The sequence below is a fragment of the Micromonospora cynarisoli genome (genome assembly GCF_030518815.1).
Taxonomy (GTDB): domain Bacteria; phylum Actinomycetota; class Actinomycetes; order Mycobacteriales; family Micromonosporaceae; genus Micromonospora; species Micromonospora wenchangensis.
In genome coordinates, this window is sequence record NZ_CP130426.1 from 5,286,296 (window position 1) to 5,311,829 (window position 25,534).

Genomic DNA, 25,534 nt, shown 5'->3' on the forward strand with positions numbered 1-25,534 from the left:
CCGTTTCCGAGAGCGGCGGATGCCACCTTCGCGGTGGCGGACACGATTATCGACGTACGACGCGGTATGCCGTCAATCACTCGGGCGGGGTGAACGGGACATTTTTTCGCGTTCCTCCTCGGGGTGGCACCGGTGCCGCCAGCGTCGTTCGGTCGTCCCGGCCCGCCGTACGGGGCGCTGGGCATGCCTCCGGTGCTGGTCAGCCCCCTCCGACCGGATCGGCGGAGGCGTCGAAAGGCCGACCGGGGAGAACCCGACGGCCGGCACGACCCGCGATTCCACCTAACAGATCACCGGCGGTGGCGGAGATCTGTCCACAGCCCGTCCCGTTGTCCACAGGTGAGGCGGCGCGGGCGGCGCGTACCGGACACGACGGCGCAGGGTCTGTCCCAGCAACCCCGAGCGCTGGAGGCCGTGATGCCACCCCGTACCTCCCTTCCGCCGTACCGACGACTGCCGCTGCTGGTCACCTCCGACGGTGACCTCCTCGACGAGTTGCTGCGGCTCGCCGCGGCGGGCGGCACCGAGGTGGAGGTGGCCGCCGATCCCGCCGCCGCCCGGTCCCGCTGGCTCCCCGCGCCCCTGGTCCTCGTCGGCAGCGACCAGGCCCAGGCCTGCCTGCGGGCCCGCTTGCCCAGGCGGCCCCGGACGGTGCTGGTCGGACGGTCGGGGGAACTCGACCCGGGCTGGGAGATCGCCGAGTTGATCGGTGCGGAGCACGTCGCCACCCTGCCCGCCGCCGAACCGTGGCTGGTCGACCGGTTCACCGAGTGCGCGCCCGGCGGCGAACCGGCGGCCCCGGCCCGGACGGTCGCCGTGCTCGGCGGTCGGGGAGGGGCCGGGGCGAGCGTCCTCGCGGGTGGCCTGGCCGTCACCGCCGCCCGCGCCCAGCTGCGGACCCTGCTGGTCGACGCGGACCCGCTCGGCGGCGGGCTCGACCTGGTGCTCGGCTGGGAGGATCTGGACGGGCTGCGCTGGCCGTCGCTCACCGACGCCGACGGTCGGGTCGACGCGCCTGCCCTGGTCCGCGCCCTGCCGCACCGGGGCGATCTGGTCGTCCTGTCCTGGGACCGGGGCGAGCCGCTGGCCCTGCCCGCCCCGGCGATGGCCGCCACCCTCGACGCCGCCCGTCGGGGCCGGGACTTCGTCGTCGTCGACCTGCCGCGCCAACTCGACGACGCGGCCGTGCTCGCCCTCCAGGCCGCCGACCAGGTGTACGTGGTGGTGCCCGCCGAGTTGCGGGCGACCGCCGCGGCGGCCCGGGTGGTCGCGGCGACGGCCCCGCACTGCGCCGCCCTGGGGGTGATCGTCCGGGGTCCCGCCCCGGGCCGGCTGCGGGCGGCCGAGGTGGCCCGTGCCCTCGGGCTGCCGCTCGCCGGCACGCTGCGCCCCGAACCGGCCCTGTGCCGGGGGCTGGAACGCGGCGAGGCACCGGCCGCCGCCGGTCGCGGACCGCTCGCCGCACTCTGCCGCCAACTGGTCACCGAACTGACCGGGCTGCCTGTGCCGGGTGCGGCGTGACCGGGCGACCCGAGGAGTTCGCCGCCCGGGTCCGGCAGCGGATGGTCGACACGACGACGCCTGTCACCCCGGCGGCGATCGTCTCCGCCGTACGCGCCGAACCGTCCGCCGCCGTCCTCGGTGACACCGCCGTGCTGCGGATCGCCGACCGGGTGCACGACGATCTGGTGGGTGCCGGGCCACTCGCCCCGCTGCTCGCCGATCCACAGGTGACCGACGTGCTGGTCAACGGCGTCCGGGTCTGGGTCGACCGGGGTGCCGGGCTGCACCAGGTGGCGGTGCCGCTCGGCACTGTCGACGACGTACGCCGGTTGGCCCAACGGCTCACCGCCGCCGCCGGCCGTCGGCTCGACGACGGCTCGCCGTGCGCGGACGCCCGACTGCCCGACGGCACCCGGTTGCACGCGGTGCTGCCGCCGGTGGCGACCGACGGGCCCTACCTGTCGCTGCGCACCTTCCGGCACCGGCCGTTCACCCTCGACGAACTGGTCCGGCAGGGCACCGTGCCGCAGCAGGTCGCACCGGTCCTCGCCGCGGTGGTGGCCGCCCGACTGGCCTACCTGGTCACCGGCGGCACCGGCTCGGGCAAGACCACCCTGCTCAACACGATGCTCGGCCTGGTGCCGACGACGGAACGCATCGTGCTGGTCGAGGACGCGGCCGAACTGCACCCGGTGCACCCGCACGTGGTCGGTCTCCAGGCCCGGACGGCCAACGTGGAGGGCGCGGGCGTGATCGGGCTGAGCGAGCTGGTCCGGCAGGCGCTGCGGATGCGTCCCGACCGGTTGGTCGTGGGCGAGTGCCGGGGTGCCGAGGTGGTGGACCTGCTGGCCGCGCTCAACACCGGCCACGACGGAGGGGCGGGCACCCTGCATGCCAACACCCCCGCCGACGTGCCGGCCCGGCTGGAGGCGCTCGGGTTGCTCGGCGGCCTGCCCCGGGCGGCGCTGCACGCGCAGGTCACCGCCGCCCTCCAGGTGCTGGTCCAGGTACGCCGGGGCCCCGACGGTCGACTGGTGGAGTCGATCTGTCTGCTGCTGGCCGAGGGCCCCGACCGGCTGGTGACGGTGGTGCCCGCCTGGGCACGCGGGAAGGGCGTCGGCCCGGCCGGCCCCGCTCTCGCGATCCTGCTCCGCGATCGGGGAGTGCCGGTGCCGCCCCTGCTGCGGGCACCCCGGCCCGGTCCGACGGGGCGGGCATGACGCCGCCGTTGTGGCTGGTCGCAACCCTCCTGACCGGGGCGGCTCTGGTGGTCGCCTGGCCGGTACGCAGCAGTCGACGCCGACGCCACAGCGTGCTCCCCGCACCGCGACGCCCCCGGCCGGAGCCCGGCGACCCCCACCGGTCGGCCCCTGGTCGCCGACTGCTGCACCGGCTGGTGTCCGGTCCGCCGAGGCGGGTCCTGCTGCTGGCCGGTCTCGTCGGTGCCGGTACGGGTGGCCTCGCCGCCGGGCCGGTCGCCGCCGTCCTGCTGGCCGGCTACGGGATGCTCGGGGCGCGTGCCGTACACCGGCGGCGGCTGGCCGGGCAGGTCGGCCGGGAACGTCGCCGCCAGCTGGACCGGCTCGGGGCGCTCGCCGCCGACCTGCGGGCCGGCCTGCCCGTTCCCGGTGACGCCGCACTCAACCAGGAACCCGGGGCGGCACGACCGGACGACGACCCGGCCGGGACGGACCGGCTCGCCCGGCTGACCCGGTCGGCGGTCCGACTCGCCGACCGGACCGGAGCGCCCCTGGCCGAGCTCCTGGAACGCGTCGAGGCCGACGCGCGGGCGTTCGACAGGGGACTGGCCGGTGCCGCCGCCCAGGCGGCAGGGGCCAACGCCACCGCGCTGCTGCTGGCCGCGCTCCCGCTCGGCGGCATCGCCCTCGGCTACGGCATCGGCGTCGATCCGCTGGCGGTGCTGCTGCACACCCCGGTCGGTGCCGGGTGTGCCCTCGTCGCGATGGGCCTTCAGGCCGGCGGGTTGCTCTGGGCCGAGCGGCTGGCTGCCGTTCCGGGCGGGGGCGGGTGATGTCCCCGACGCACCTGTCGGCCGGTTGCCTGGTCCTGGCCGCGCTGCTGGTCGCGGTGCGCGGCAACCGGGCCGGCCGGCGGTGGAACGTCCTGACCGACAGGCGTGCCGACCGCAGCCGGCCGGACTGGTGGCCGGACCGGACACGACTCGGGGCCGTCCTGGCGGGCCTGGCGGTCTTTCTGCTGGTGGGCGGCTGGCCCGGGGTGCTGGGCGGTGCGGTGACCGCGCCGGTGGCGGACCGGTTGCTGCGCCGGATCACCCCGCCTGCGGTACGGGAACGCCGGTTGCGGGAGGCCGCCGACCTGCCGCTCGCCGCTGACCTGCTGGCGGCGGCGATGCGGGCCGGCGCACCGGTCGACCGTTCGGTGCTCGCGGTGGCCGACGCGTTGGACGGCCCACTGGCCGCCCGGCTCGCTCGGATCGGACGGACGCTGCTGCTCGGCGGCGAACCGTCGGAGGCGTGGGCACACCTGGCACCGGTGCCCGGGGCGGACCGGGTGGTGGCCGCCGCACTGCGCTCGTCCCGTAGCGGGGCCGCGCTGGCCGGTGCCCTCGGCCGCGTCGCGGACGACCTGCGGGCCGACCGGTCCACGGCGGCGGAGGCGTCCGCCCGGCGGGCCGGCGTGCTGATCGTGTTGCCGCTGGGCCTGTGCTTCCTGCCGGCCTTCATTCTCGCCGGCCTGGTGCCGGTGATCGTCGCCGTCCTCGGCGACGTGCTGTGACCCAACATCGAGAAAGGAACGAGCGATGCGCAAACTTCTCACCCGGCTTCGCGGGGACGCGGGAATGAACACCGCCGAGTACGCCGTGGGCACCCTCGCCGCCGTCGCCTTCGCGGGCATCCTGCTCAAGGTGCTCACCTCGGGCAACGTGCAGTCGGCACTGACGGCCGTCATCGACCGGGCGTTGAAGTGAGACCGCGCCGGCCGGCCGGTCGGGACCGGGGCTCGTTCACCGCCGAACTGGCGGCCGGCCTGCCGGCGCTGCTCCTGCTCCTGTTCGCCGGAATCACCGCCGTCGACGCGGTCACCACGAAGGCGGCCTGCCTGGACGCGGCCCGGGAGGCGGCGCTCGCCGCCTCCCGGGGCGAGGACGGGGCCGGCGCGGGCACCCGGATCGCGCCCGAGTCGGCGGTCGTGTCGATCGCGGTGCACGAGGGGCGGGTCACCGCCACGGTCCGCGCCCCCGTCCGTGCGCTCGGTGCCCGGCTGCCCCGACTCACCGTCGAGGCCGGCACGGTCGCCGCCGTCGAACCCGGCGCACCACAGCCAGGCACACCGGAACCGGGCGCACCGCAATCGGGCATGCCGGAACTGCCCACACCGCAACCGGGCCCACCGCAACCGGAGGCACCCCAGCCAGACACGTCAAGACCTGGCGCACCCCAGCCAGGCATGCCGCAACCCGGCGCATGGGAACCGGGCGGACCAGTCCTGGACGCACGAATCCCGGATACGCCCGTCGCGGATGCGTCCGCGCCGGGTGGACCCGGGGCGGACGAGTTGGGAACCGGCTCGTGAGTCGCGACTGCCGGGCACAGCGCGCTGGTCACCGAGCCGGAGTGACGGGTCCCGAGGGGAAGGGGCCCCGTGGCGTCGCCGATCGGGGTGGGGCCACCGTGCTGCTGCTCGCCGTCGGCCTGGTCTTCGTACTGGTCGGGCTGTTCGGGGCGGCGATCGGCGCGGCACGGCTGGCGCGACACCAGGCCCGGGTCGCTGCCGACTTCGGTGCCCTGGCGGGGGCCGGCGATGCGCCGCACGGTGCCGGGGTGGCCTGTGCGACCGCCGACGAGTTCGTCCGCGCCAATGCCGCCCGGCTGGTCACCTGCCGGGCGGACGGGCTCGACGTGGTGGTGACGGTCGAGGTGGCGGTCACCCCGCTGCCGGGGCTGCGGCGGTACGCCGCGGCCACCGCCCGCGCCGGCCCGGTCCGGGGCTGACCGACCGGAGCGCCGGGCTGAGACCGGCCGGATCAGGCCGGTTTGCCGCCCCGGATCAGGCCGGCCCGCCCCGGAACAGGGCGGCCCACCCTGGAACAGGGCGGGCCGGCCGACCCCGGAACAGGGCGGGCCGGCCCGCGACCGGGCTGCGGTGGCTCAGCGACCCTGGAGCGCGTCCAGGCCGATGGCCATGGCGATCACCAGTCGCCTGTCGATCTGCGGGTGCGGCACCTCGACGACGTAACGGTCCCGCAGGCCCCACTTCTTGATCACCGAGAAGACGGGCTGACCACCGGCGGTGAAGTCGAAGTGGTACGGCAGCCACGACAGCGAGTCGACGAACCGGCGGAGCAGCGCCACCGGCATGCTGCGCTCCTGGCCGGTGACCGGGGGCAGGCCGGCCTGCTCGACGTGCCAGGTCGAGCGGAGCAGCGACTGGGCGAAGTCCTTGCGGAACAGCCCGATCGGCGTGCCTGCGTGATCGGTCACGTCGTACGTGGCACCGAGGTCGAGCCGCTGACGGGCCTTGAAACCGAGCAGCGGGTGCTGCTTGGAGTCGTCGGAGTAGATGGTGACCTGTTCCTTGAAGGCGAGCCGCTTCTGCTGCGCGAACGCCAGCAGTTCGCCCTCGGTGCCGTCCGCCGCCACCGCCCGGACCTCGTACTGGTTGACCATCATCCGAATGCGCTGCCGGACGTGGAACTGGTGCTGTGCCTGCAAACTGTCCAACTGCATGAGAACTCCTCCGAAGGGTGCGCCGGAGTCTCGCACAACCCTACGACCAGCGCTCGCCGAAGACCGGCAGCCACCCGCCCGCTGTCGCCGGTCGGCCAGCGTCCAACGTCGCCGGTCGGCAGCCCCACGGGCAGCGCCCACCGTCGCCGTCAGCGTCCGTCGGCGGTCGCCTTGAGCGCCCAGGTGTTGAGCACCTGGTGGATGCCCCGCAGCCGCTCGTTGATCTGGTCGAGGCGTTCCGCCTGGGCCAGGCCGGCCAGGGCGGCACCCAGCGCGATCAACTGGTCGGGGGTGAGATTGTCCTGGTCGATCGTGTAGAGCAGGTCGACGGTCTCGGCGATGGTGTCGGCCACGGCTTCTCCTCCGGGTCGGCATGAACGGCAGGGTCGGCGGTGAAATGCACTTCCGATTATCGATGGAAGCGCTCCCATGCATCAATGCCCAGATGTCGTTCCGCTCAAGCACGATCCCGGGATCCAATGGCGGCCACCCCACGGCGCGACCGCCGGTGGGGCCCGCTACCGGTCGGCCGGACCCGGCTGGGCGGGCGCGGCGGCGACGGCGGACAGGTTGGTCAGGACCACGTCGAGGACCCGGACCGCGTCCGACTTGGACAGCGGGTTGTTGCCGTTGCCGCACTTCGGGGACTGGACGCAGGACGGGCAGCCCGACTCGCAGCCACACTCGACGACGGCGTCCCGGGTGGCGCCCAGCCAGGCCGCCGCCGTCCGGTAGGCCCGCTCGGCGAAGCCGGCCCCGCCGGGGTGGCCGTCGTAGACGAACACGGTGGGTGCCTCGGTGTCCGGGTGCAGGGCGGTGGACAGCCCGCCGATGTCCCACCTGTCGCAGGTGGCCATCAGCGGCAGCAGCCCGATCGCGGCGTGCTCGGCGGCGTGCAGCGCCCCCGGTACGTCAGCCGGCTCGACCCCGGCCGCCGCCAGCGACTGCGGGGAGAGCGTGAACCAGACCGCGACGGTCCGCAGCTCCCGGGCCGGCAGGTCCAGCGGGCGGGTGTCGATCACCTCGCCGGAGGCGATCCGTCGACGCTGGTAGGAGACCACCTGACTGGTGACGTCGACCTCGCCGAGGAAGAGCCCGACCGGCCCGGCGTCCCGGTAGGACCGGACCGACACCACGGAGAGCGAGGTGACGTCCCGGGCGTGGGTGGACCAGTCCGGCTCCTCGGCGTGCACCAGCGCGCACCCGTCGTCGAGGTCCAGGGCGTCGACCACGTACGAGACGCCCTGGTGCAGGTAGACCGCCCCGGGGTGGACGAGGAAGTGCGCCGACCCGCCGTCGACGGTGCCGAGCAGCCGTCCGGTGGACGCCTCCACCACGCAGACCGGTGCCCCGCCCTCGCCGCGCAGGTCGATCTCGGGGCGTTCCCGGTGCCGCCAGTACCAGCCGGTGGGCCGCTGCCGCAGGTCACCGGCCCGCACCAGCTCGTCGACGGCCTCCTTCGCCCCGTCGCCGAACAGGTCCAGGTCGGCCGGGGTGAGCGGGGACTCGGCAGCGGCGCAGGCGAGCTGCGGGGTGAGCACGTACGGGTTGGCCGGGTCGAGCACCGTCGCCTCGACCGGGCGGCCGAACAGCGCCTCCGGGTGGTGCACCAGGTAGGTGTCGAGCGGGTCGTCCCGGGCCACCAGCACGGCGAGCGCCTCGTCGCCGGAGCGTCCGGCCCGGCCGGCCTGCTGCCACAGCGACGCCCGGGTGCCCGGCCAGCCGCAGATCAGCACCGCGTCCAGCCCGACCAGGTCGACGCCGAGTTCCAGCGCGTTGGTGGAGGCCAGCCCGAGCAGGTCGCCGTGGAGCAGGGCCCGTTCCAGTTTCCGGCGTTCCTCCCTCAGGTAGCCGGCCCGGTAGGCGGCCACCCGCTCGCCGAGGCCGGGCACCGCCTCGTCCAGCGCCCGGCGGGCGTTCGCGGCGACCACCTCCGCGCCGCGCCGGGACCGGACGAAGGCGAGCGTGCGTACCCCCTCGGCGACGGTGTCGGCGAGCAGGTCGGCGGTCTCCCGCAGCGCCGACCGGCGGACCTGGGTCAGGTCGTCGGCGACGGCCTCGACGTCGGCGGGCGGCGGCAGCAGCGGCGGTTCCCAGAGCGCGAACGTGACCCCGCCGCGCGGTGAGGTGTCCTCGGTGACGGCGGTGACGGGCACGCCGGTGAGCCGCCCGGCGGTCGCCGCCGGGTCACCCGACGTCGCCGACGCGAGCAGGAACACGGGGGTGCGGCCGAACTGGGCGCACCGGCGGCGCAGCCGACGCAGCACGTGCGCCACGTGTGAGCCGAAGACGCCCCGGTAGGTGTGGCACTCGTCGACGACCACGTACGTCAGCCGGCGCAGGAACCCCGACCAGTGGGTGTGGCCGGGCAGGAGGCCGTGGTGCAGCATGTCCGGGTTGGTCAGCACGAACCGGGAGTGCCGGCGGATCCACTCCCGTTCGGTGCGCGGGGTGTCCCCGTCGTAGGTGGCGGGGCGTACCCCGTCGAGGTCGAGGCCGGCGACGGCGCGGAGCTGGTCGGCGGCGAGGGCCTTGGTGGGGGCCAGGTAGAGCACCGTGGCCCGGGGGTCGGCCAGCAGCGTGGCCAGCGTCGGGAGCTGGTACGCCAGGGACTTGCCGGACGCGGTGCCGGTGGCCACCACGACGTGCTGCCCGGCGTACGCCAGCTCGGCGGCCTCGGCCTGGTGCCGCCACGGGGCGGCCACGCCGCGTCGGGCGAACGCCGCCCGTAGCTCCTCGGGGGCCCACTGCGGCCAGGGGGCCTGCTGGCCGGCGCGGGCCGGTACCCGCTCGACGTGGGTGACCGGGTCGACCGGATGCCTGGTGCGCAGCCGGTGCAGCAGCTCGGCCGGGCCTCGCCCGGTGCCGGGGGCTGCGGTGGCGGTGGCTGCGGGGTTCACGTCCTGCACTCTCGCACTGGTGTTCGGTGCTGAACAACCGGGCCGGTGGGTATGGGGGAGCCGTCGCCGGTGACCTCGCCGGGCCGTCCGGCGGGGATGGTTAGATGCCCAGGAGAGTTTACGGCTCTCGGAGGAGGACTGATGGAGCTGTCGCTGGCGACCCGCACCGTGGGGGAGCACACGGTGCTCGAGGTCGGCGGTGAGGTGGACGTCTACACCGCACCCCGACTCCGCGAACGGCTCCTGGAGTTGATCGACGGCGGTGCCCGGCGGGTGGTCGTCGACCTGGGGCGGGTTGACTTCCTCGACTCCACGGGCCTGGGTGTGCTGGTCGGTGCCCTGAAGCGGCTGCGGTCGGCCGGGGGGTCGTTCGCCCTGGTCTGCGACAAAGAGCCGCTGCTGAAGATCTTCCGGATCACCGCCCTGGACCAGGTCTTCCCCCTGCACCCGACGGTGGACGCGGCGGTCGCCGCCGACCCCACCGTCCCCGGCGCGTGATGGCGACGGTCCGGCTCTCCTTCTCGCCGGCGCCGGTGCACGTCCGCACCGCCCGTCTGGTCGGTGTGGCGGTGGCCCGCCGGGCCGGGGTCCGGGAGGACCTGCTCGACGAGGTGCGGCTGGCCATCGGTGAGGCGTGCACCCGGGCGGTCGCCCTGCACCACCAGTACGGGCTGACCGATCCGGTGCTCGTGGAGATGTCCGACTCCGGAGCGTATTCGGTGCGGGTGGTGGACCGGGCGCCGATCGAGGCGGGGCTGGGCCTGGCCGCCTTGAACGCCGACGAGTTGGCCAACGAGGCGCTGACCGACGAGGCGCTGACCACCGGCGTGGGCTTCGCGCTGCTCGCCGGTTTCGTGGAGGATCTCCAGGTGCGGCCGGTTGCCGAGGGGATCGGGACCGAGGTCCGGATGGTGTGGCCGGTCGGCCGCTGACAGTCACTGCAAGTATGCGAGGCCGTGACCCTTCGTGGGTCGCGGCCTCGTGGTGTCGATGGCCTCCTATATCAGATTTTTCCTCATAACACAGTTACAGAGATCATCCGGACACGGTGTCCCCCAGGTGTGACCTCCAACACTGGGCGGGGCTACAGTCTGTGGGTTGTCAGTACGTGATCGTTCCCGCAGCCAGCGGATATGGATGTTGATCATCTTCCGTCGGGGCGGGTCGGAGCACGTGCGCCACCGCATCCAGGCGTCGGTCATACGTCCACTGGCCGGCGCGACAGTGTTCGGTACAGGAGGACATAGATGTCCGGGACCTTGGCCGCCGAAGGCGGCGCGCTGTCCCTCACCGGAGAGAACGTGACGTACGTCGTCATCGCCGCGGTCATCGCGCTGGTGGCACTCGTCTTCGCCGCCGCCTTGACCAAGGCCGTGCTGGCAGCCGGTAAGGGCACCACCAACATGCAGGAGATCTCCGGCGCGGTGCAGGAGGGCGCCTCCGCCTATCTGCTCCGGCAGTTCAGGACGTTGGCGATCTTCGTAGTCGTCGCCGTCGTGCTGCTCTTCCTGCTGCCGGTGCACGACACCGACGGCAGCGAACTGGCGGTGAAGGTCGGCCGATCGGCGTTCTTCGTGGTCGGTGCCCTGTTCAGCGCGTTCATCGGTGGGGCCGGGATGTGGCTGGCCACCCGGGCCAACCTGCGGGTCGCCGCCGCCGCCCGGGAGGCGGCCGGTGGCCGGGAAGCCGCCATGAAGATCGCCTTCCGCACCGGTGGCGTGGTCGGCTTCCTCACCGTCGGTCTCGGCCTGTTCGGCGCGGCGCTGGTGGTCATGCTGTTCAAGGGTGACGCGCCGACGGTGCTGGAGGGCTTCGGCTTCGGCGCCGCCCTGCTCGCCATGTTCATGCGGGTCGGCGGCGGCATCTTCACCAAGGCCGCCGACGTCGGGGCCGACCTCGTCGGCAAGGTCGAGCAGGGCATCCCCGAGGACGACCCGCGCAACGCCGCCACCATCGCCGACAACGTGGGCGACAACGTCGGTGACTGCGCCGGCATGGCCGCCGACCTCTTCGAGTCGTACGCGGTGACGCTGGTCGCCGCGCTGATCCTCGGCCGCGCCGCGTTCGGCGAGGACGGCCTGGTCTTCCCGCTGATCATCTCCACCATCGGGGTCCTGATCGCCATCGTCGGGGTCTTCATCACCCGGCTACGCCCCTCCGACCGCAACGGCCTGACCGCCATCAACCGGGCGTTCTACCTCTCCGCCGTCATCTCCGCGGTGCTTGTCGCGGTCGCCGCCTTCCTCTACCTCCCGGCCAGCTTCGGCGAGCTGGAGGGCGGGCTGACCGACGTCGACCAGAACCCCCGCGTGGTCGCCATCGGCGCGGTCGTCATCGGCATCGTGCTGGCCGCCGCCATCCAGGCGCTGACCGGCTACTTCACCGAGACCAACAGGCGTCCGGTGCAGGACATCGGCAAGAGCTCGCAGACCGGCCCGGCCACCGTCATCCTCGCCGGCATCAGCGTCGGCCTGGAGTCGGCGGTCTACTCGGCCCTGCTGATCGGCGCCGGGGTCTTCGGCGCGTTCCTGCTCGGCGGCAGCTCCATCACCCTGTCGCTGTTCGCGGTCGCGCTGGCCGGCACGGGTCTGCTCACCACCGTCGGCGTGATCGTCGCGATGGACACCTTCGGCCCGATCTCCGACAACGCGCAGGGCGTGGCCGAGATGTCCGGCGACATCGACGAGAACGGCGCGCGGATCCTCACCGAACTCGACGCGGTCGGCAACACCACCAAGGCGATCACCAAGGGCATCGCGATCGCCACCGCCGTGCTCGCGGCCACCGCGCTGTTCGGCTCGTACACCGACACGCTGCGCACCGCGTACTCCGACGCGGGCGTCGGTGACGTCGGCAGCGAGATCCTCAACGCGCTCAACGTCGCCAACCCGCGCAACCTGGTCGGTCTGATCATCGGCGCGGCGGTGGTCTTCCTCTTCTCCGGGCTGGCCATCAACGCGGTGTCCCGCTCGGCCGGCGCGGTGGTGATGGAGGTCCGCCGGCAGTTCCGTGAGCTGCCCGGCATCATGGACCGCACCCAGCGCCCCGAGTACGGCAAGGTCGTCGACATCTGCACCCGGGACGCGCAGCGCGAGCTGATGACCCCCGGCCTGCTGGCCATCCTCGCCCCGATCGCGGTCGGCTTCGGCCTCGGCCCCGGCGCGCTGGCCTCCTACCTGGCCGGGGCGATCGGGGCGGGCACCCTGATGGCGGTCTTCCTGTCCAACTCCGGTGGCGCGTGGGACAACGCCAAGAAGCTCGTCGAGGACGGCTCCTACGGCGGCAAGGGCTCCGAGTCGCACTCGGCGACGGTCATCGGCGACACCGTCGGCGACCCGTTCAAGGACACCGCCGGCCCGGCGATCAACCCGCTGATCAAGGTGATGAACCTGGTCTCGCTGCTGATCGCGCCCGCCGTGGTGGCGTGGAGCGTCGGCGACGACCGGAACACCCCGCTGCGCCTGACGGTCGCGGTGGTCGCCACCCTGATCGTGGTCGCGGCGGTGGTGTTCAGCAAGCGCAAGGGCGTCGCCATGGACTCCGACCCGGACGGTGGCGGCAGCGGCACGGGCACCGATCCGAAGCGGGTCGAGGCCGCCAACGCCTGAGTCACGACGCAGCGGGTCCCCGGTCCTGCGGGGGCCCGCCGCGCCGGGCGGCGCACCCGAAACCTGACCGCTGGCGCAATCGCCCGGAGGCCGTACGCTGCAACGCATGCGTACGTGTCGGGCGGGTGACGCCGGGAAGCTCACGGTGGTCCTCGTCACGGTCGTACTCGTCGTGGCCGGGTGCGGCGGCGGGCCCAGCCCCCGGGCCTGGGCGGCGTCGGTCTGCGAGGCGCTCACTCCGTGGCGGGCCGAGATCAGCAAGCTCACCAGCAGCACCCACCAGCAGATGACCGCGCAGACCACCCCGGCGCAGGCGAAGGAGAACCTGGTGCGGCTCTTCGGCGGTGCCGAGCAGGCGAGCGAGACGGCCCGCCGCCGGATCGCCGACGCGGGCATCCCGGAGACCGACCACGGCGACGAGGTGTCGAAGGGGTTCCGCACCTCCCTGGCGAAGATCAGGGACGCCTACGGCCGCGCCGGGGACACCATCGACGCCCTGGACACCACGCGGGCCGCCGCCTTCTACGACGGCGTCCAGGCCGCGGTGGACACGCTCAACCAGGAGTACGACGCGAGCGCGCTGGACACCGGGCGGCTCAACTCGACAGAGCTCAAACAGGCCTTCGACGAGGTTCCGGAGTGTCGCTGAGGCGTGCCGACCCGCCCGGGGAACCGGGGCGTCAGCTGTCGCTGTTCGGCACCGAGGCGGCCGATCCGTCCGTCGCCGACCTGGCCGGGCTGCTCGCCGGCCCGGGGGAGGTGCACCGGATGGGCCGTACCGCCCGGTTGTCGGTCGGGGTGGACGCGGCCTGGCGGGTGCACGTGCTCGTCGACGAGCTGGCCCGGCGGGGGCTCGCGGCGGGCTGGGAGTCGACCGGGGAGCAGCGCTACGTCGTGCGGACCCCGTACCTGACCACGCTGGCACCGTTGGCGACCGCCTGGCTGGCCGGCGGGGTCAAGCGGCCGCCGCCCCGGTTCCACCTGCACGGCCGGCGGCTGCGGCTGTGGCTGGCCGCCGCCGGGGCGGCCGACGACGCCGGGCTGCTGCTGCGCCTCGACCGGCGCGACGAGCCGTGGTGGCCTGTGGTGCGGGCGGCGCTCGCCGTGGTGGGCCTGCCGGCGGCGCTGCTGGAGGTGGAGGCCGGTGGCCCGGCGTACCGGATCGGTGGGCGACGGCTGGCCCGGCTGGCCGAACTGGTCGGTGACCGCCCGCCGGCCGCCCCCGCCGACCTCTGGCCCTGACTGACCACCGGCCGGCGGGCACGACGGGGGCGATGGTGCGGTGTCGGAGCGACAGGGATGCCGCGACCTCGGCCCACCGGCAGGTGTCCGATCAAGGACGGCATCGCGGACAGTATGCTAGTGGTCTCACTCCGTGAACACCCGGGTTCGCCCAGGTCGGAGGGCCGGCGTCGTCACCATGGCCCACTTCGGGGCCTACCCACGGTGTACGGTGGCGCCGTCCGGTCACTGAGGCCGCGCGGCGTCGGCGGTGCCGCCGCGCGGACGCTGTTTGCCGCCCCCGGGACCCGGAACCAGGGCGGCGCGTTACGTTGGACATCCGGACCGACGGTGGTCCGGCGGGCGCAACACGGGCCCGAAACGGGCCTGGAGCAGGAGCGAGGTCGGGGAGAGACGTGCCGAGCAGAGCTGGAACCACCCGTCTGGTCATCGTCGAGTCACCGGCGAAGGCCAAGACGATCTCGGGCTACCTCGGCCCGGGGTACGTCGTGGAGGCCAGCTTCGGCCACGTCCGGGACCTGCCCCGCAACGCCGCCGACGTGCCGGCCAAGTACAAGGGTGAGCCGTGGGCCCGGCTGGGGGTGGACGTCGACAACGGCTTCCACGCCCTCTACGTCGTCTCGGCCGATCGTAAGCAGCAGATCAGCAAGCTGGTGAAGCTGGCCAAGGAGGTCGACGAGATCTTCCTGGCCACGGACGAGGACCGTGAGGGCGAGGCGATCGCCTGGCACCTGGTGGAGACCCTCAAGCCCAAGGTGCCGGTCAAGCGGATGGTCTTCCACGAGATCACCAAGCCGGCCATCCAGGCGGCGGTGGCGAACCCCCGCGAGATCGACCGGGACCTGGTCGACGCCCAGGAGGCCCGTCGCATCCTCGACCGGCTCTACGGCTACGAGGTCTCCCCGGTGCTGTGGAAGAAGGTCATGCCGAGGCTCTCGGCGGGCCGGGTGCAGTCCGTGGCGACCCGGATCGTGGTCGAGCGGGAACGCCAGCGGATGGCCTTCCGCACCGCCGAGTACTGGGACATCCTCGCCACCCTCGCGGTGACGGACGCGGGCGAGGGCCCGCGCAACTTCCACGCCACCCTGGTCGCGCTCAACGGTGACCGGGTCGCCACCGGCAAGGACTTCGAGCCGACCACCGGCAGGGTGCGGCCCGGCGCGGGCGTGGTGCACCTCGACGAGAGCGGGGCGCGGGGCCTGGCGGCCCGCCTCGACGGGCGGCCGTTCACCGTCACCCGGGTCGAGGAGAAGCCCTACCGCCGCCGCCCCTACGCGCCGTTCATCACCTCCACCCTCCAGCAGGAGGCGGCCCGCAAGCTGCGGTTCTCGTCGCAGCAGACGATGCGCACCGCGCAGCGGCTCTACGAGAACGGCTACATCACCTACATGCGTACCGACTCGGTGAACCTCTCCGAGACGGCCATCGCGGCGGCCCGCCGGCAGATCGTCGAGCTGTACGGCGAGCGCAGCGTGCCGCCGGAGCCGCGTCGCTACACCGGCAAGGTGAAGAACGCGCAGGAGGCGCACGAGGCGATCCGCCCGGCGGGCGACAACTTCCGCACCCCCGGCGACGTGGCCAAGGAGCTGTCCGGTGAGGAGTTCAAGCTCTACGAGCTGATCTGGCGGCGCACCATCGCCTCGCAGATGACCGACGCGGTCGGCTCCAGCGTGTCGGTGCGCATCCGGGCGGTCTCCGTCGCCCAGGAGGAGGCCGACTTCGGCGCCACCGGCAAGACCATCACCGACCCGGGCTTCCTGCGCGCGTACGTCGAGTCCAGCGACGACGAGAACGCCGAGGCGGAGGACGCCGAGCGTCGGCTGCCCACCCTGGTCAAGGACCAGCCGTTGACCGCCGACGAGTTGGCCGCGCAGGGCCACCACACCCAGCCGCCGTCGCGCTACACGGAGGCGTCGCTGGTCAAGGCGCTTGAGGAACTGGGCATCGGCCGCCCGTCGACGTACGCGTCGATCATGCAGACGATCCAGGACCGGGGCTACGTCACCAAGCGCGGCCAGGCGATGATCCCGACGTTCCTGGCGTTCGCGGTGATCGGGCTGATGGAACGGCACTACCCGCGCCTGATCGACTACGACTTCACCGCCAGCATGGAGAACGAGCTGGACGAGATCGCCGGGGGCGACCACGCCGCCGTCGACTTCCTCACCGCGTTCTACTTCGGCAGCAGCAACGGCACCGGCGACCAGGCCATCGCCCACGCGGGCGGGCTGAAGAAGCTGGTCACCGAGAACCTCAGCGAGATCGACGCGCGCAGCGTCAACTCGATCCCGCTGCACACCGACGACGAGGGGCGCGAGGTCGTCGTCCGGGTCGGCCGGTTCGGGCCGTACCTGCAACGCGCCCTGCCCGGCGAGCAGCCGGCACCGAAGGTCGACGGCGAGGAGGGCGGTGGCCAGGGCGACCGGGCACCGATCCCGGAGGGGCTGGCCCCCGACGAGCTGACCCCGGAGAAGGTGCACGAGCTGTTCCTCGGCGGGGGCGGTGAGCGCAAACTCGGCGACGACCCGGCCACCGGGGAGCCGATCCTGCTCAAGTCCGGCCGGTTCGGCCCGTACGTCGCCAGCGGCGAGCGCAAGTCGTCGCTGCTGCGGACGCAGACCCCGGACTCGCTCACCCTCGACGAGGCGTTGAAGCTGCTCAGCCTGCCCCGGGTGATCGGGGTCGCCCCGGACGGCGCGGAGGTCGTCGCCAACAACGGCCGTTACGGCCCGTACGTCAAGCGCGGTGACGAGTTCCGCTCGCTGGACTCGGAAGACAAGATGTTCACCGTCACCCTCGACGAGGCGCTGGCCCTGCTGGCCGCCCCGAAGACCCGCCAGCGTCGGGCCGCCGCGCCCCCGCTGCGCGAGATGGGCGTCGACCCGCTGACCGAGAAGCCACTGGTGATCAAGGACGGCCGGTTCGGGCCGTACGTGACCGACGGGGAGTTCAACGCGTCGCTGCGGCGCGGGCAGACCCCGGAGGAGCTGACCATCGAGCAGGCGTCGGAGATGCTGGCCGAGAAGCGGGCGAAGGGCCCGGCCCCGAAGAAGGCGGCGAAGAAGGCCCCGGCCAAGAAGGCGACAGCGAAGAAGGCCGCGGCGACGAAGACCACCGCGGCGAAGAAGACCGCCGCCGCGAAGTCCACCGCCACCAAGCGGACCACCACCGCCAAGACCGGCACCGCGGCGAAGGCCACCCCGGCGAAGAAGGCCCCCGCCAAGAAGGCCGCCCCCCGCAAGGCCACCACCGCCGCCGAGTGACCCGTCCGCCGGCCTCGCCGGCTAGATCCACCCGTTGTCCACAGGGGCTGCGCGTGACGGGTGCGGGTGGGCAGTGTGCGGGGGTGACGGTTCGAAGGGGTACGGGGTCCGGTCCACGGGTGCGGGCGGGTGCGGGGCTCCGGCGGGCGCTTCCCGCCGACGACGCGGACGAGTTGACCTGGCTGCGCTTCCGACAGGAGGACGTGATCAGCCTGGCCCAGGCGTCCCGGTACCTGTCCCGCAAGGCGATCCGGCACCGGGTGGAGACGGGACGGTGGCGGCAGGTCCACCGGGCGGTGTTCGTGACACACAACGGTCCCGTAGACGCCGGACAGTTCGTTGGATCGCCGTGCTGGCCGCCGGGCCGCACGCCGTGCTGGGTGGCCTCAGCGCGGCCCAGGCCGGCGGTCTGCGCGGCTTCCGGGCCCGCCCGGTTGACCTGTTGCTCCCCGCGTCGTCCCGCCGCGACGTGCTGCCGCCGGGGGTACGCGTACACCGGACAAGCCTCCTGCCCCCGCAGGACGTGCTCGCCGTCGGGCAGCCTCCCCGTACCAGGCCGGCGCGGTCGGTCGTCGACGCGGCCCAGTGGGCGGCAGGTGACGACGAGGCGCGCCATCGTCGCGGCGGCCTTCCAGCGGCGCCTGGTGACGGGCGGGGAGGTACACGAGGTGCTGGCCCGGCTGCCGCGCCTGCGCCGCCGGGCACTGGTGACCGCGACCGTCACCGATGCCGCAGGCGGCTCCCACTCACTCGGTGAGCTGGACTTCCTCGACCTGACCCGCCGGGCCGGCCTGCCGGCTCCGACCCGGCAACAGGTCCGGTACGACCCGGCCGGCCGACGCCGCTACCTCGACGCGTACTTCGCCCCGTGGCGGGTGCACGTGGAGATAGACGGAGGACAGCATCTCGACCCGGCCCACGCCTGGGCGGACATGCGACGGCAGAACTCTCTCTGGATCGAAGGAGACCGGGTGCTCCGCTTTCCGGCCTGGGCGTTGCGGGCCCGCCCCGACGAGGTCGTCGCCCAACTCCGTGCCGCCCTGCGTGCGGCCGGCTGGCCCGGCTGACCGGCCCTCCCCGTGGGTCCACCAGATCTTGGAGGGAAAGTGCCCCCGCAGGGGCCGTTTCTCTCCAAGATCGTCGCGGGGTGGGTCAGGGGCCGAGGATGTGGTCGAGGTGGGGGTTGGTGAGGACCCGGCCGGGGTCGAGGCGGGCCCGGAGATCCTGGAAGTCGGCGAACCTCGGGTACGCGGCCGCCAGGGAGGCGGCATCCCGGTAGTGCAGCTTGCCCCAGTGGGGTCGGCCGCCCAGCCCGGCAGCGACCTCCTCGAACGCCCGGAAGTACGGTTCGTAGGGCATGCCGACGTACTGGTGGACGGCGAGGTAGGCGGAGTCGCGGCCGTAGCCGTGGGACAGCCAGATGTCGTCGGCGGCGGTGAACCGCACCTCGACGGGGAAGAGCACCTTGAACGGCAGCCGGTCGACGAGGCGGCGCAGTTCCGCCAGCGCCTGCGGGAGGGCGGCGCGCGGGATGCCGTACTCCATCTCCACGAAGCGGACCCGGCGCGGGGTGCAGAAGACGGTGTCGGAGCGGCCGGTGTAGGTGCGTTCGGTGAGCGCGCGGGCGGAGACCGCGCTGATCGTGGGCACCAGCGTCGGTACGGCCCGACCGAGCCGGCAGGCCCCCGCGAAGACGGTGTTGGCGAGGAAGTCGTCGTCCAGCCAGCCCCGCCAGCGGGGCAGCGGCCGGTCGTCGGCGGGCACCCGGTCGTTGGTCTTGAGCTGCACCCGGTCGGTGTACGGGAACCAGTAGAACTCGACGTGGTCGTGCCGGCCGATGAGGCCGGACAGGTCGCCCAGCACCTCGTCCAGCGGGGCGGGGCGTTCGTGTGCGCGCAGGGTGAACGCGTCGACGCAGCGCAGGGTGACCTCGACGAGCACGCCGAGCGCCCCCAGGCCGACCCGGGCGGCGGCGAAGATGTCCGGGTGTTCCTCGGCCGAGCAGTGCAGCACCTCGCCGGTGCCGGTGACCAGGGTGAGCGCCTCGACGAAGGTGGACAGGCAGCCGTACGCGGCACCGGTGCCGTGGGTGCCGGTGGAGATCGCCCCGGCGATGGTCTGCGCGTCGATGTCGCCCAGGTTGGGCATGGCCAGGCCGTGCCCGGCGAGCAGTGCGTTGAGCGCCCGCAGGGTCGTCCCGGCGGGCACGGTGACCAGCCGGGCGTCCCGGTCGATCCGGACGCCGGTGTCGAGGGCGGACAATTCCATCCGTCGGCCGTCCGCCAGGGCGATCGGGGTGAACGAGTGGCCGCTGCCGACCACCCTGATCCGCTCACCCGCGCCTGCCGCGTCCAGGACCGCCTCGGCTGTGTCCTCGACGGTGGTAGGGCGCAGGATGGCGGTGGCGACGCTGCGTTGGTTGCCCGCCCAGTTGGACCAAGCGGTGGTGGTACCGGCCATCGGCGCTCCTCGACATGAACGTGAACTGACTTCATATCAGGAACGTTGTGCCTGGTAAATACCGCAATCGAGGCCCGCTCGTTGTACCGGTAGTCACGGCCTCGTGACATGTGGATATGTTCTTCCGTCGAAGGGGGGTGGCGTCGAGTGTCCACACCAGCCGCCACGACCGGGCCGCTGCGCCGCGTTCCGGTGCAGGGTCGAAGTGTCGCGCGCGTCCAACGGATGTTGGACGCCTGTGCCGAGCTCGTCGACGAGGTGGGGTACGAGGGGTTGACCACCACGTTGCTCGCCGAGCGGGCCGAGGTGGCGATCGGGTCGGTCTACCAGTTCTTCCCGGACAAGCGGGCGATCGTGCAGGCGTTGACGCTGCGCACGATGGAGTCCTACCTCCAGCGGCTCGACGAGCGCTTCGCCTCCGACGACCTGACCCACTGGTGGGACGGCGTCGACGCGGGCATCGACGAGTACATCTCGATGCACCGGACGGTCCCGGGCTTCCGGACCCTGCACTTCGGTGACGTCGTCGACCTGCACCTGCTCGACGAGCAGCGGGACAACAACGGGGTGATCGCCGACCAGTTGGCCCGGGTGCTCACCGAGCGGTTCGGCATGGCCGACGAGCCGCGCCTGCGGTTCTGCCTGGAGATCGCCGTCGAGGCCGCCGACGCCCTGATCAAGCTGGCGTTCCGCCGCAAGCAGGAGGGCGACGAGCGGGTCCTCGCCGAGGCCAAGGCGCTCATCAGGGAATACCTGCACCGCCACGTCGAGGCCCCGGCCGAACCCGCCGCCCAGCCCTGACCGGCCGGCCGACCCGGCCCGCGAGCCGCCCCGGAACCGGCCGCAGCCGGGCCCGTGCCGTCCGTGGGCGGCCCGGCACCGGCCACGACGGGGTGGATCAGAGGAAGGCGTGGCCCTCGCCCCGGTAGGTGGGCACCGTGGCGACCACGCTGTCCCCGTCGACCAGGTGCAGATCGTTGACCCGTTCGCAGAGTTCACCGGCCTTGGCGTGCCGGAACCACACCCGGTCGCCGACCCGCAGGGCGGCTGCGGCGGTGCCGGTGAGCGGGGTCTGCACCTCACCCGCGCCCTCGGTGCCGACCAGGTCCAGCCCGGCCGGCAGCCACGGCCGCGGCAGCCGGCTCGTCGCCGCCGGTCCGGAGGCGATCCAACCGCCGCCGAGCACGGTGGCGATCTCCGGCGTCGGCCGGCGGACCACCGAGCAGGCGAAGAACGCCGCCGGGGTCGGCCGCCAGGCCCGGTAGGCGTCGAACAGCGTCGGGCCGTACAGCCCCGAGCCGGCGGTGACCTCGGTGACCGAGGGGTCGGCGCTGGTGGCGGCCACGCTGCCGGTGCCGCCGCCGTTGACGAACTCCAGGTCGGCGTGTTCGCGGACGGCGGCCACCGCCGCACCCCGCCGCGCCAGCAGCTCCCGGTACGACCCGCGCTGGGCGATCCGGATCGCGGCGCTGAGCGCGGCCTGTCCGGGCGGGGCGTCCCCGAGCCCGGCGATCTGCGCCTCGTACGACATCAGGCCGACCAGCCGGAAACCGGCCCGGCGGGCGACGGCGGCGGCGAGCGCACCGGCGGCCCGGGCGCTGTGCACCGGCGAGCGGCGGACCCCGACGTGCACCCGGCCGCGCAGTGGTCGCCAGGAGGCGTCGAGGTCGAGGCAGACCCGGAGTTCGGGGCGGCGGCCCGGGGCGCACACCGTGTCGATCAGGTCGAGCTGCTCGGTGCTGTCGATCATGAGGGTGACCGCAGCGGCGAGCTGGGGATCACCGGCCAGGGCGGCGAGCGCCCCCCGGTCGGCGGTGGGATACGCCACCAGCGCGTCGCCGGTCGCGCCGGAGCGGACCAGCCAGTTCGCCTCGGCCAGGGTGAACGCCATCACGCCGGCCCAGCCGGCCTGCCCGAGCGCCCGGCCGAGCAGTTCGCGGGACCGGATCGACTTGCTGGCGGCGCGGACCGGCTTGCCGCTGCTGCGGGCGGCCAACGCGGCGGCGTTGGCGTCGAAGGCGGTGAGGTCCACCACGGCGTAGGGCGGGTCGAGGTGGGCGGTCGCCTTGTCGAGGCGTTCGCGCAGGGTGTCGCTGTCGATGGCCACGAATGCACGCTAACTGTCCGGACGGCAATGCGAAATACCCTCACGTCCTACCGGGCTGCGGTCGGTGGCATCCGCGGCCTAGGCTCGGCGAACAGGAGAATGTCGCCGGTGGGGAGGCTCCCACCGGGTCTAGAGTGTTGCACCGGGACTGCCCAGTGTTGGGCCGGCGCGTGGAGGTACGGCCATCGAAAGCCAGCAGAACGGCGAGTCGTCCGGCGTGCCGTCGTCCGGGCCCGCCGGTGCCGCCGCCCAGACCGACCGGTCCGGCGCTGCGGCGATCCGGTCGGTACTGCGTATCCGGCCGTTCCGGCGGCTCTGGATCGTGCTCGGCGCAGCCTCCTTCGGTGACTGGCTCGGCCTGCTCGCCACCTCCGTCTTCGCCGCCGCGCAGGTCTCCGGCAGCACCGCCCAGGGGGCCGTGTTCGGTGGCGTGATCGCGATCCGGCTGCTCCCGGCGCTGGTGCTCGGGCCGGTGGCCGGTGTCCTCGCCGACCGGTTCGACAGGCGCTGGACGATGGTCATCTGCGACCTGCTGCGTTTCCTGCTGTTCGCCTCGATCCCGCTGGTCGCGCTGCTCGGCGTCCGGGGCGGGGTGGTGGTCACCTGGGCGGCGGTCGCCACCTTCTTGATCGAGTCGATCACCCTGCTCTGGATTCCGGCCAAGGAGGCTGCGGTCCCCAACCTCATCCCGCGCGCCCGGCTGGAGACGGCCAACCAGCTCACCCTGATCACCACGTACGGCCTGACCCCGGTCGCCGCCGCGATCGCCCTGGCGGTGCTGGACCGCAGCGTGCGCGGGGTCACCGGCGGCGAGATGCCGAGCTGGGCCGAGCCCGCCCAGCTCGCCCTCTGGTTCAACGCCCTCTCCCGGCTGGCCACCGCACTGGTGGTGGCCTTCGGCATCAAGGAGATCAGCCAGGCCCAGGCCCGGGAGCGGGGCGAGCGCCCCGAGCAGGGCATGTTCAGCCAGTTCACCGAGGGCTGGAAGTTCATCGGCCAGACCCCCCTGGTCCGGGGCCTGGTGCTCGGCATCTTCGGCGCGTTCGCCGGCGGCGGCATCGTGATCGGCACCGCCAAGTTCTTCGCCGCCTCGCTCGGTGCCGGCGACGCCGCGTTCTACATGCTGTTCGGCGCGATCTTCATCGGCCTGGCGGTCGGCATCGGGCTCGGGCCGATGGTCGTGCGGGACATGTCCCGCCGCCGCTGGTTCGGCATGAGCATCGTGCTGGCCAGCGCCTCCGTGCTGGTGCTGGCCTTCGCCATCCACCTGTCGATGGCCATCCTCGGCGCGATCATGGTTGGCGCGGGCGCCGGCATGGCCTTCCTCGCCGGCACCACGCTGCTCGGCGGCGAGGTCGCCGACGAGGTACGCGGCCGGGTTTTCGCCGTGGTGCAGATCGGCACCCGGCTGGTGCTGATCCTGGCGATCGCGCTGAGCAGCCTGCTGGTCGGGGTCGGCGGCTCGCGTCAGCTCGCCATCGCCGACCTCGGCATCTCGGTCTCCTCCACCCGGCTGCTGCTGCTCGCCGCCGGCCTGGCCGGCATCTTCGCCGGGATCAGCGCGTTCGGTCAGATGGACGACAAGAAGGGCGTGCCGGTCCTGGCCGACCTGTGGGGCTCGATGCGCGGCCGACCGCTGATGCCGGCCGAGCCGTTCGTCTCCAACGGGCTCTTCGTGGTCTTCGAGGGCGGTGAGGGGGCCGGCAAGTCCACCCAGTTGGAGGTGCTCGCCACCCGCCTGCGCGAGCAGGGCCGGGACGTGGTGGTGACCCGGGAGCCGGGGGCCACTGCGGTGGGCGAGCGGATCCGGGCCCTGGTGCTGGAGGACTCCGGCGCGGACGCCCCCTCCCCGCGCGCCGAGGCGCTGCTGTACGCCGCCGACCGGGCCCACCACGTCGCCACCGTGGTCCGCCCCGCGCTGATCCGGGGCGCGGTGGTGATCAGCGACCGGTACGTCGACTCGTCCCTGGCCTACCAGGGCGCGGGTCGTACGCTGCCGGTCGACGAGGTCTCCTGGCTCTCCTCCTGGGCCACCGGTGGGCTCAAGCCCGACCTGGTGGTGCTGCTCGACGTCGACCCGCGCACCGGACTGTCCCGGGCCGCCGCCCGCAACCAGGGGGCCGACCGGCTGGAGGCCGAGTCCGTGGCCTTCCACGAGCGGGTCCGCTACGCCTTCCTCGACCTCGCGGCCAACGACCCGAAGCGTTACCTGGTGCTCGACGCCTCCCGCCCGGTCGACGAGATCGCCGGCCAGGTCGGCCGCCGGGTGCAGGAGCTCCTGGTGGACCCGGCCGGCATCGTGCACCCGCGCCCGGCGAACGGGCCGGACACCTCGGTCCAGCCCGAGTTATCCGACACGGAGCTGGTGGGGATGGAGCACCGGACCTGATGCCTGACGTCTTCGCCGATCTGGTCGGCCAGGACGACGCGGTCGACACCCTGCGCCGGGCCGCCGCGTCGGCCGCCGCCGTGCTGCGCGCCGCCCACCTCCCGGCACCCTCCGCCGCCGCCGGTGACCCGGACGACGACCTGGCCGCCCTGGCCGAGGCCGACGACGGGACCGCCGCCGGGGGGACCGCCACGGCCGTCGACCCGGGTGCCGGGATGACCCACGCCTGGATCTTCACCGGCCCACCCGGTTCCGGTCGGTCGGTGGCCGCCCGCGCCTTCGCCGCCGCCCTCCAGTGCGTGCACGGCACCGGCTGCGGCGTCTGCCCCGGCTGCCACACCACGCTCACCGGCACGCACGCCGACGTCCGGCTGGTGGCCCCCGAGGGGCTCTCCATCGGCGTCGGCGAGATGCGCGCCCTGGTGTTGCGGGCGGCGAGCACCCCGTCCGGCGGGCGCTGGCAGGTGGTGATCATCGAGGACGCCGACCGGCTCACCGAGGCGGCAGGCAACGCGCTGCTCAAGGCGGTCGAGGAGCCGCCCCCGCGGACGGTCTTCCTGCTCTGCGCCCCGTCCACCCACCCGGAGGACGTCTCGGTGACGATCCGGTCGCGGTGTCGGGTCGTACCGCTGCGGCAGCCCTCGGCGGCGGCGGTCGCCGACGTGCTGGTCCGGCGGGACGGCATCGCGCCCGACGTGGCGCAGTGGGCGGCCGCCGCCGCACAGGGGCACGTGGGGCGGGCCCGGCGGCTGGCCCGCGACCCCGAGGCGCGTCAGCGCCGGGACGCGGTGCTGGCGGTGCCGCGCCGGCTGACCGGGGTGGGCACCGCGCTGGACGCGGCGTCGGCGCTGATCGAGGCGGCCGAGGCGGAGGCGGCGGCCTCGGTGGCGGAGTCCGACGCGGCCGAGCGGGCCGCGCTGCAGACCGCGCTGGGCGCGGGCGGCACCGGCCGGGGTGCGGCGGGCGCGACGCGCGGCTCCGCCGGCCAGCTCAAGGACCTGGAGAAGCGGCAGAAGTCGCGGGCCACCAGGGCCCAGCGGGACGCCCTGGACCGGGCCCTGGTGGACCTGGCCGGCTTCTACCGGGACGCGCTCACCTCGGCGCTGCGCGCGCCGGTCGCCCCGGTGCACACCGACACCGCCACGCTGGCCGAGGCGGGTGGGCAGAAGTGGGCCCCGGAGGGGGCGCTGCGCCGGCTGGAGGCGGTGCTGGAGTGCCGGGCCGCGATCGAGGCGAACGTCAAACCCCGCATCGCCGTGGAGGCGATGATGCTCTCGCTCTGGCGCGGCTGACCCCCGGTTCCCGCCCATCGACACGTGTTGACGGGGTGCGGTACGGTCCCGGTGGGCCGCG

Annotated in this window: 21 protein-coding genes and 1 pseudogene; 17 read left to right on the top strand and 5 right to left on the bottom strand. The window is 73.7% G+C overall.

Annotated features, from left to right (window positions below; genetic code table 11):
- Positions 1-417: 417 nt before the first annotated feature.
- The 7 genes and pseudogenes from ssd to Q2K16_RS23055 all read left to right on the top strand — a co-directional run bounded on the left by ssd (position 418) and on the right by Q2K16_RS23055 (position 5,477).
- Positions 418-1,521 (top strand): septum site-determining protein Ssd, encoded by a 1,104-nt coding sequence (gene ssd / locus Q2K16_RS23025; protein ID WP_302740069.1) that lies wholly within the window; start codon positions 418-420, stop codon positions 1,519-1,521.
- Entirely contained in the window at positions 1,518-2,723 is a 1,206-nt protein-coding gene (locus tag Q2K16_RS23030) for a TadA family conjugal transfer-associated ATPase (protein ID WP_302740070.1), read from the top strand. The genes ssd and Q2K16_RS23030 overlap by 4 nt, the downstream gene beginning before the upstream one ends.
- A complete protein-coding gene (locus Q2K16_RS23035) occupies positions 2,720-3,535 on the top strand; it encodes a hypothetical protein (RefSeq protein WP_302740072.1) in 816 nt (271 codons plus the stop codon). The genes Q2K16_RS23030 and Q2K16_RS23035 overlap by 4 nt, the downstream gene beginning before the upstream one ends.
- Positions 3,535-4,260 (top strand): type II secretion system F family protein, encoded by a 726-nt coding sequence (locus tag Q2K16_RS23040; protein ID WP_302740074.1) that lies wholly within the window; start codon positions 3,535-3,537, stop codon positions 4,258-4,260. The genes Q2K16_RS23035 and Q2K16_RS23040 overlap by 1 nt, the downstream gene beginning before the upstream one ends.
- 25 nt (positions 4,261-4,285) lie before the next feature.
- Positions 4,286-4,453 (top strand): DUF4244 domain-containing protein, encoded by a 168-nt coding sequence (locus Q2K16_RS23045; protein ID WP_013283643.1) that lies wholly within the window; start codon positions 4,286-4,288, stop codon positions 4,451-4,453.
- Positions 4,450-4,794 (top strand): annotated as a pseudogene (locus Q2K16_RS23050) (TadE family type IV pilus minor pilin); the annotation flags it as partial. The gene Q2K16_RS23045 and the pseudogene Q2K16_RS23050, both read left to right, overlap by 4 nt.
- Positions 4,795-5,099: 305 nt before the next feature.
- On the top strand, positions 5,100-5,477 hold the full coding sequence (locus tag Q2K16_RS23055; protein WP_302740087.1) for an Rv3654c family TadE-like protein: 378 nt from the start codon (positions 5,100-5,102) through the stop codon (positions 5,475-5,477).
- A 156-nt stretch (positions 5,478-5,633) separates the two neighbouring features.
- Here the strand turns inward: Q2K16_RS23055 and Q2K16_RS23060 are convergent, their stop codons facing one another.
- The 3 genes from Q2K16_RS23060 to Q2K16_RS23070 all read right to left on the bottom strand — a co-directional run bounded on the left by Q2K16_RS23060 (position 5,634) and on the right by Q2K16_RS23070 (position 9,112).
- A complete protein-coding gene (locus Q2K16_RS23060) occupies positions 5,634-6,212 on the bottom strand; it encodes an LURP-one-related family protein (RefSeq protein ID WP_302740089.1) in 579 nt (192 codons plus the stop codon).
- Positions 6,213-6,361: 149 nt separating this feature from the next.
- Entirely contained in the window at positions 6,362-6,565 is a 204-nt protein-coding gene (locus Q2K16_RS23065; RefSeq protein ID WP_204925801.1) for a hypothetical protein, read from the bottom strand.
- Positions 6,566-6,730: 165 nt separating this feature from the next.
- Positions 6,731-9,112 (bottom strand): DEAD/DEAH box helicase, encoded by a 2,382-nt coding sequence (locus Q2K16_RS23070; RefSeq protein ID WP_302740092.1) that lies wholly within the window; start codon positions 9,110-9,112, stop codon positions 6,731-6,733.
- Positions 9,113-9,253: 141 nt separating this feature from the next.
- Here Q2K16_RS23070 and Q2K16_RS23075 point away from each other — a divergent pair, with 141 nt between their 5' ends.
- The 7 genes from Q2K16_RS23075 to Q2K16_RS23105 all read left to right on the top strand — a co-directional run bounded on the left by Q2K16_RS23075 (position 9,254) and on the right by Q2K16_RS23105 (position 18,292).
- Complete coding sequence (locus Q2K16_RS23075) at positions 9,254-9,610, top strand: STAS domain-containing protein (RefSeq protein WP_302740093.1); 357 nt, start codon at positions 9,254-9,256, stop codon at positions 9,608-9,610.
- Positions 9,610-10,044 (top strand): ATP-binding protein, encoded by a 435-nt coding sequence (locus tag Q2K16_RS23080; RefSeq protein WP_145922524.1) that lies wholly within the window; start codon positions 9,610-9,612, stop codon positions 10,042-10,044. Before Q2K16_RS23075 ends, Q2K16_RS23080 begins: the two co-directional genes overlap by 1 nt.
- Positions 10,045-10,359: 315 nt before the next feature.
- Entirely contained in the window at positions 10,360-12,720 is a 2,361-nt protein-coding gene (locus Q2K16_RS23085) for a sodium-translocating pyrophosphatase (RefSeq protein WP_302740094.1), read from the top strand.
- Positions 12,721-12,826: 106 nt separating this feature from the next.
- On the top strand, positions 12,827-13,369 hold the full coding sequence (locus Q2K16_RS23090) for a hypothetical protein (RefSeq protein ID WP_302740096.1): 543 nt from the start codon (positions 12,827-12,829) through the stop codon (positions 13,367-13,369).
- Positions 13,360-13,962, top strand: coding sequence for a hypothetical protein (locus tag Q2K16_RS23095; RefSeq protein ID WP_372444598.1), 603 nt, complete (start codon positions 13,360-13,362; stop codon positions 13,960-13,962). The genes Q2K16_RS23090 and Q2K16_RS23095 overlap by 10 nt, the downstream gene beginning before the upstream one ends.
- A gap of 395 nt (positions 13,963-14,357) precedes the next feature.
- A complete protein-coding gene (gene topA / locus Q2K16_RS23100) occupies positions 14,358-17,225 on the top strand; it encodes a type I DNA topoisomerase (RefSeq protein WP_302740097.1) in 2,868 nt (955 codons plus the stop codon).
- A gap of 596 nt (positions 17,226-17,821) precedes the next feature.
- Positions 17,822-18,292 carry a DUF559 domain-containing protein gene (locus Q2K16_RS23105; protein WP_302740098.1) on the top strand — a complete coding sequence of 157 codons (471 nt, stop codon included), beginning with the start codon at positions 17,822-17,824 and terminating at the stop codon, positions 18,290-18,292.
- A gap of 85 nt (positions 18,293-18,377) precedes the next feature.
- On the opposite strand, the gene Q2K16_RS23110 is transcribed toward Q2K16_RS23105, so the two are convergent.
- Positions 18,378-19,685, bottom strand: a complete 1,308-nt coding sequence (locus Q2K16_RS23110; protein WP_302740100.1) for a D-arabinono-1,4-lactone oxidase — start codon at positions 19,683-19,685, stop codon at positions 18,378-18,380.
- Positions 19,686-19,832: 147 nt separating this feature from the next.
- Between Q2K16_RS23110 and Q2K16_RS23115 the strand changes: the two genes are divergently transcribed.
- Positions 19,833-20,486: a TetR/AcrR family transcriptional regulator gene (locus Q2K16_RS23115; protein WP_370516982.1), complete on the top strand. Its 654-nt coding sequence runs from the start codon at positions 19,833-19,835 to the stop codon at positions 20,484-20,486.
- 97 nt (positions 20,487-20,583) lie between these two features.
- Here the strand turns inward: Q2K16_RS23115 and Q2K16_RS23120 are convergent, their stop codons facing one another.
- Positions 20,584-21,792 carry an amino acid deaminase/aldolase gene (locus Q2K16_RS23120; RefSeq protein WP_302740101.1) on the bottom strand — a complete coding sequence of 403 codons (1,209 nt, stop codon included), beginning with the start codon at positions 21,790-21,792 and terminating at the stop codon, positions 20,584-20,586.
- 277 nt (positions 21,793-22,069) lie between these two features.
- Between Q2K16_RS23120 and tmk the strand changes: the two genes are divergently transcribed.
- Complete coding sequence (tmk, locus tag Q2K16_RS23125; RefSeq protein ID WP_489671931.1) at positions 22,070-24,181, top strand: dTMP kinase; 2,112 nt, start codon at positions 22,070-22,072, stop codon at positions 24,179-24,181.
- The gene (locus tag Q2K16_RS23130) at positions 24,181-25,473 is read left to right on the top strand and encodes a DNA polymerase III subunit delta' (protein ID WP_302740102.1); all 1,293 of its coding nucleotides are present in this window, start codon (positions 24,181-24,183) and stop codon (positions 25,471-25,473) included. The genes tmk and Q2K16_RS23130 overlap by 1 nt, the downstream gene beginning before the upstream one ends.
- Positions 25,474-25,534: the final 61 nt, after the last annotated feature.

Coding starts and splice junctions, on each gene's coding strand:
- Q2K16_RS23045 (WP_013283643.1), top strand. CDS start 4,286: ATGCGCAAACTTCTCACCCGGCTTCGCGGGGACGCGGGAATGAACACC.
- Q2K16_RS23040 (WP_302740074.1), top strand. CDS start 3,535: ATGTCCCCGACGCACCTGTCGGCCGGTTGCCTGGTCCTGGCCGCGCTG.
- Q2K16_RS23090 (WP_302740096.1), top strand. CDS start 12,827: ATGCGTACGTGTCGGGCGGGTGACGCCGGGAAGCTCACGGTGGTCCTC.
- ssd (WP_302740069.1), top strand. CDS start 418: ATGCCACCCCGTACCTCCCTTCCGCCGTACCGACGACTGCCGCTGCTG.
- Q2K16_RS23075 (WP_302740093.1), top strand. CDS start 9,254: ATGGAGCTGTCGCTGGCGACCCGCACCGTGGGGGAGCACACGGTGCTC.
- Q2K16_RS23085 (WP_302740094.1), top strand. CDS start 10,360: ATGTCCGGGACCTTGGCCGCCGAAGGCGGCGCGCTGTCCCTCACCGGA.
- Q2K16_RS23080 (WP_145922524.1), top strand. CDS start 9,610: ATGGCGACGGTCCGGCTCTCCTTCTCGCCGGCGCCGGTGCACGTCCGC.
- Q2K16_RS23110 (WP_302740100.1), bottom strand. CDS start 19,685: ATGGCCGGTACCACCACCGCTTGGTCCAACTGGGCGGGCAACCAACGC.
- Q2K16_RS23130 (WP_302740102.1), top strand. CDS start 24,181: ATGCCTGACGTCTTCGCCGATCTGGTCGGCCAGGACGACGCGGTCGAC.
- Q2K16_RS23060 (WP_302740089.1), bottom strand. CDS start 6,212: ATGCAGTTGGACAGTTTGCAGGCACAGCACCAGTTCCACGTCCGGCAG.
- Q2K16_RS23035 (WP_302740072.1), top strand. CDS start 2,720: ATGACGCCGCCGTTGTGGCTGGTCGCAACCCTCCTGACCGGGGCGGCT.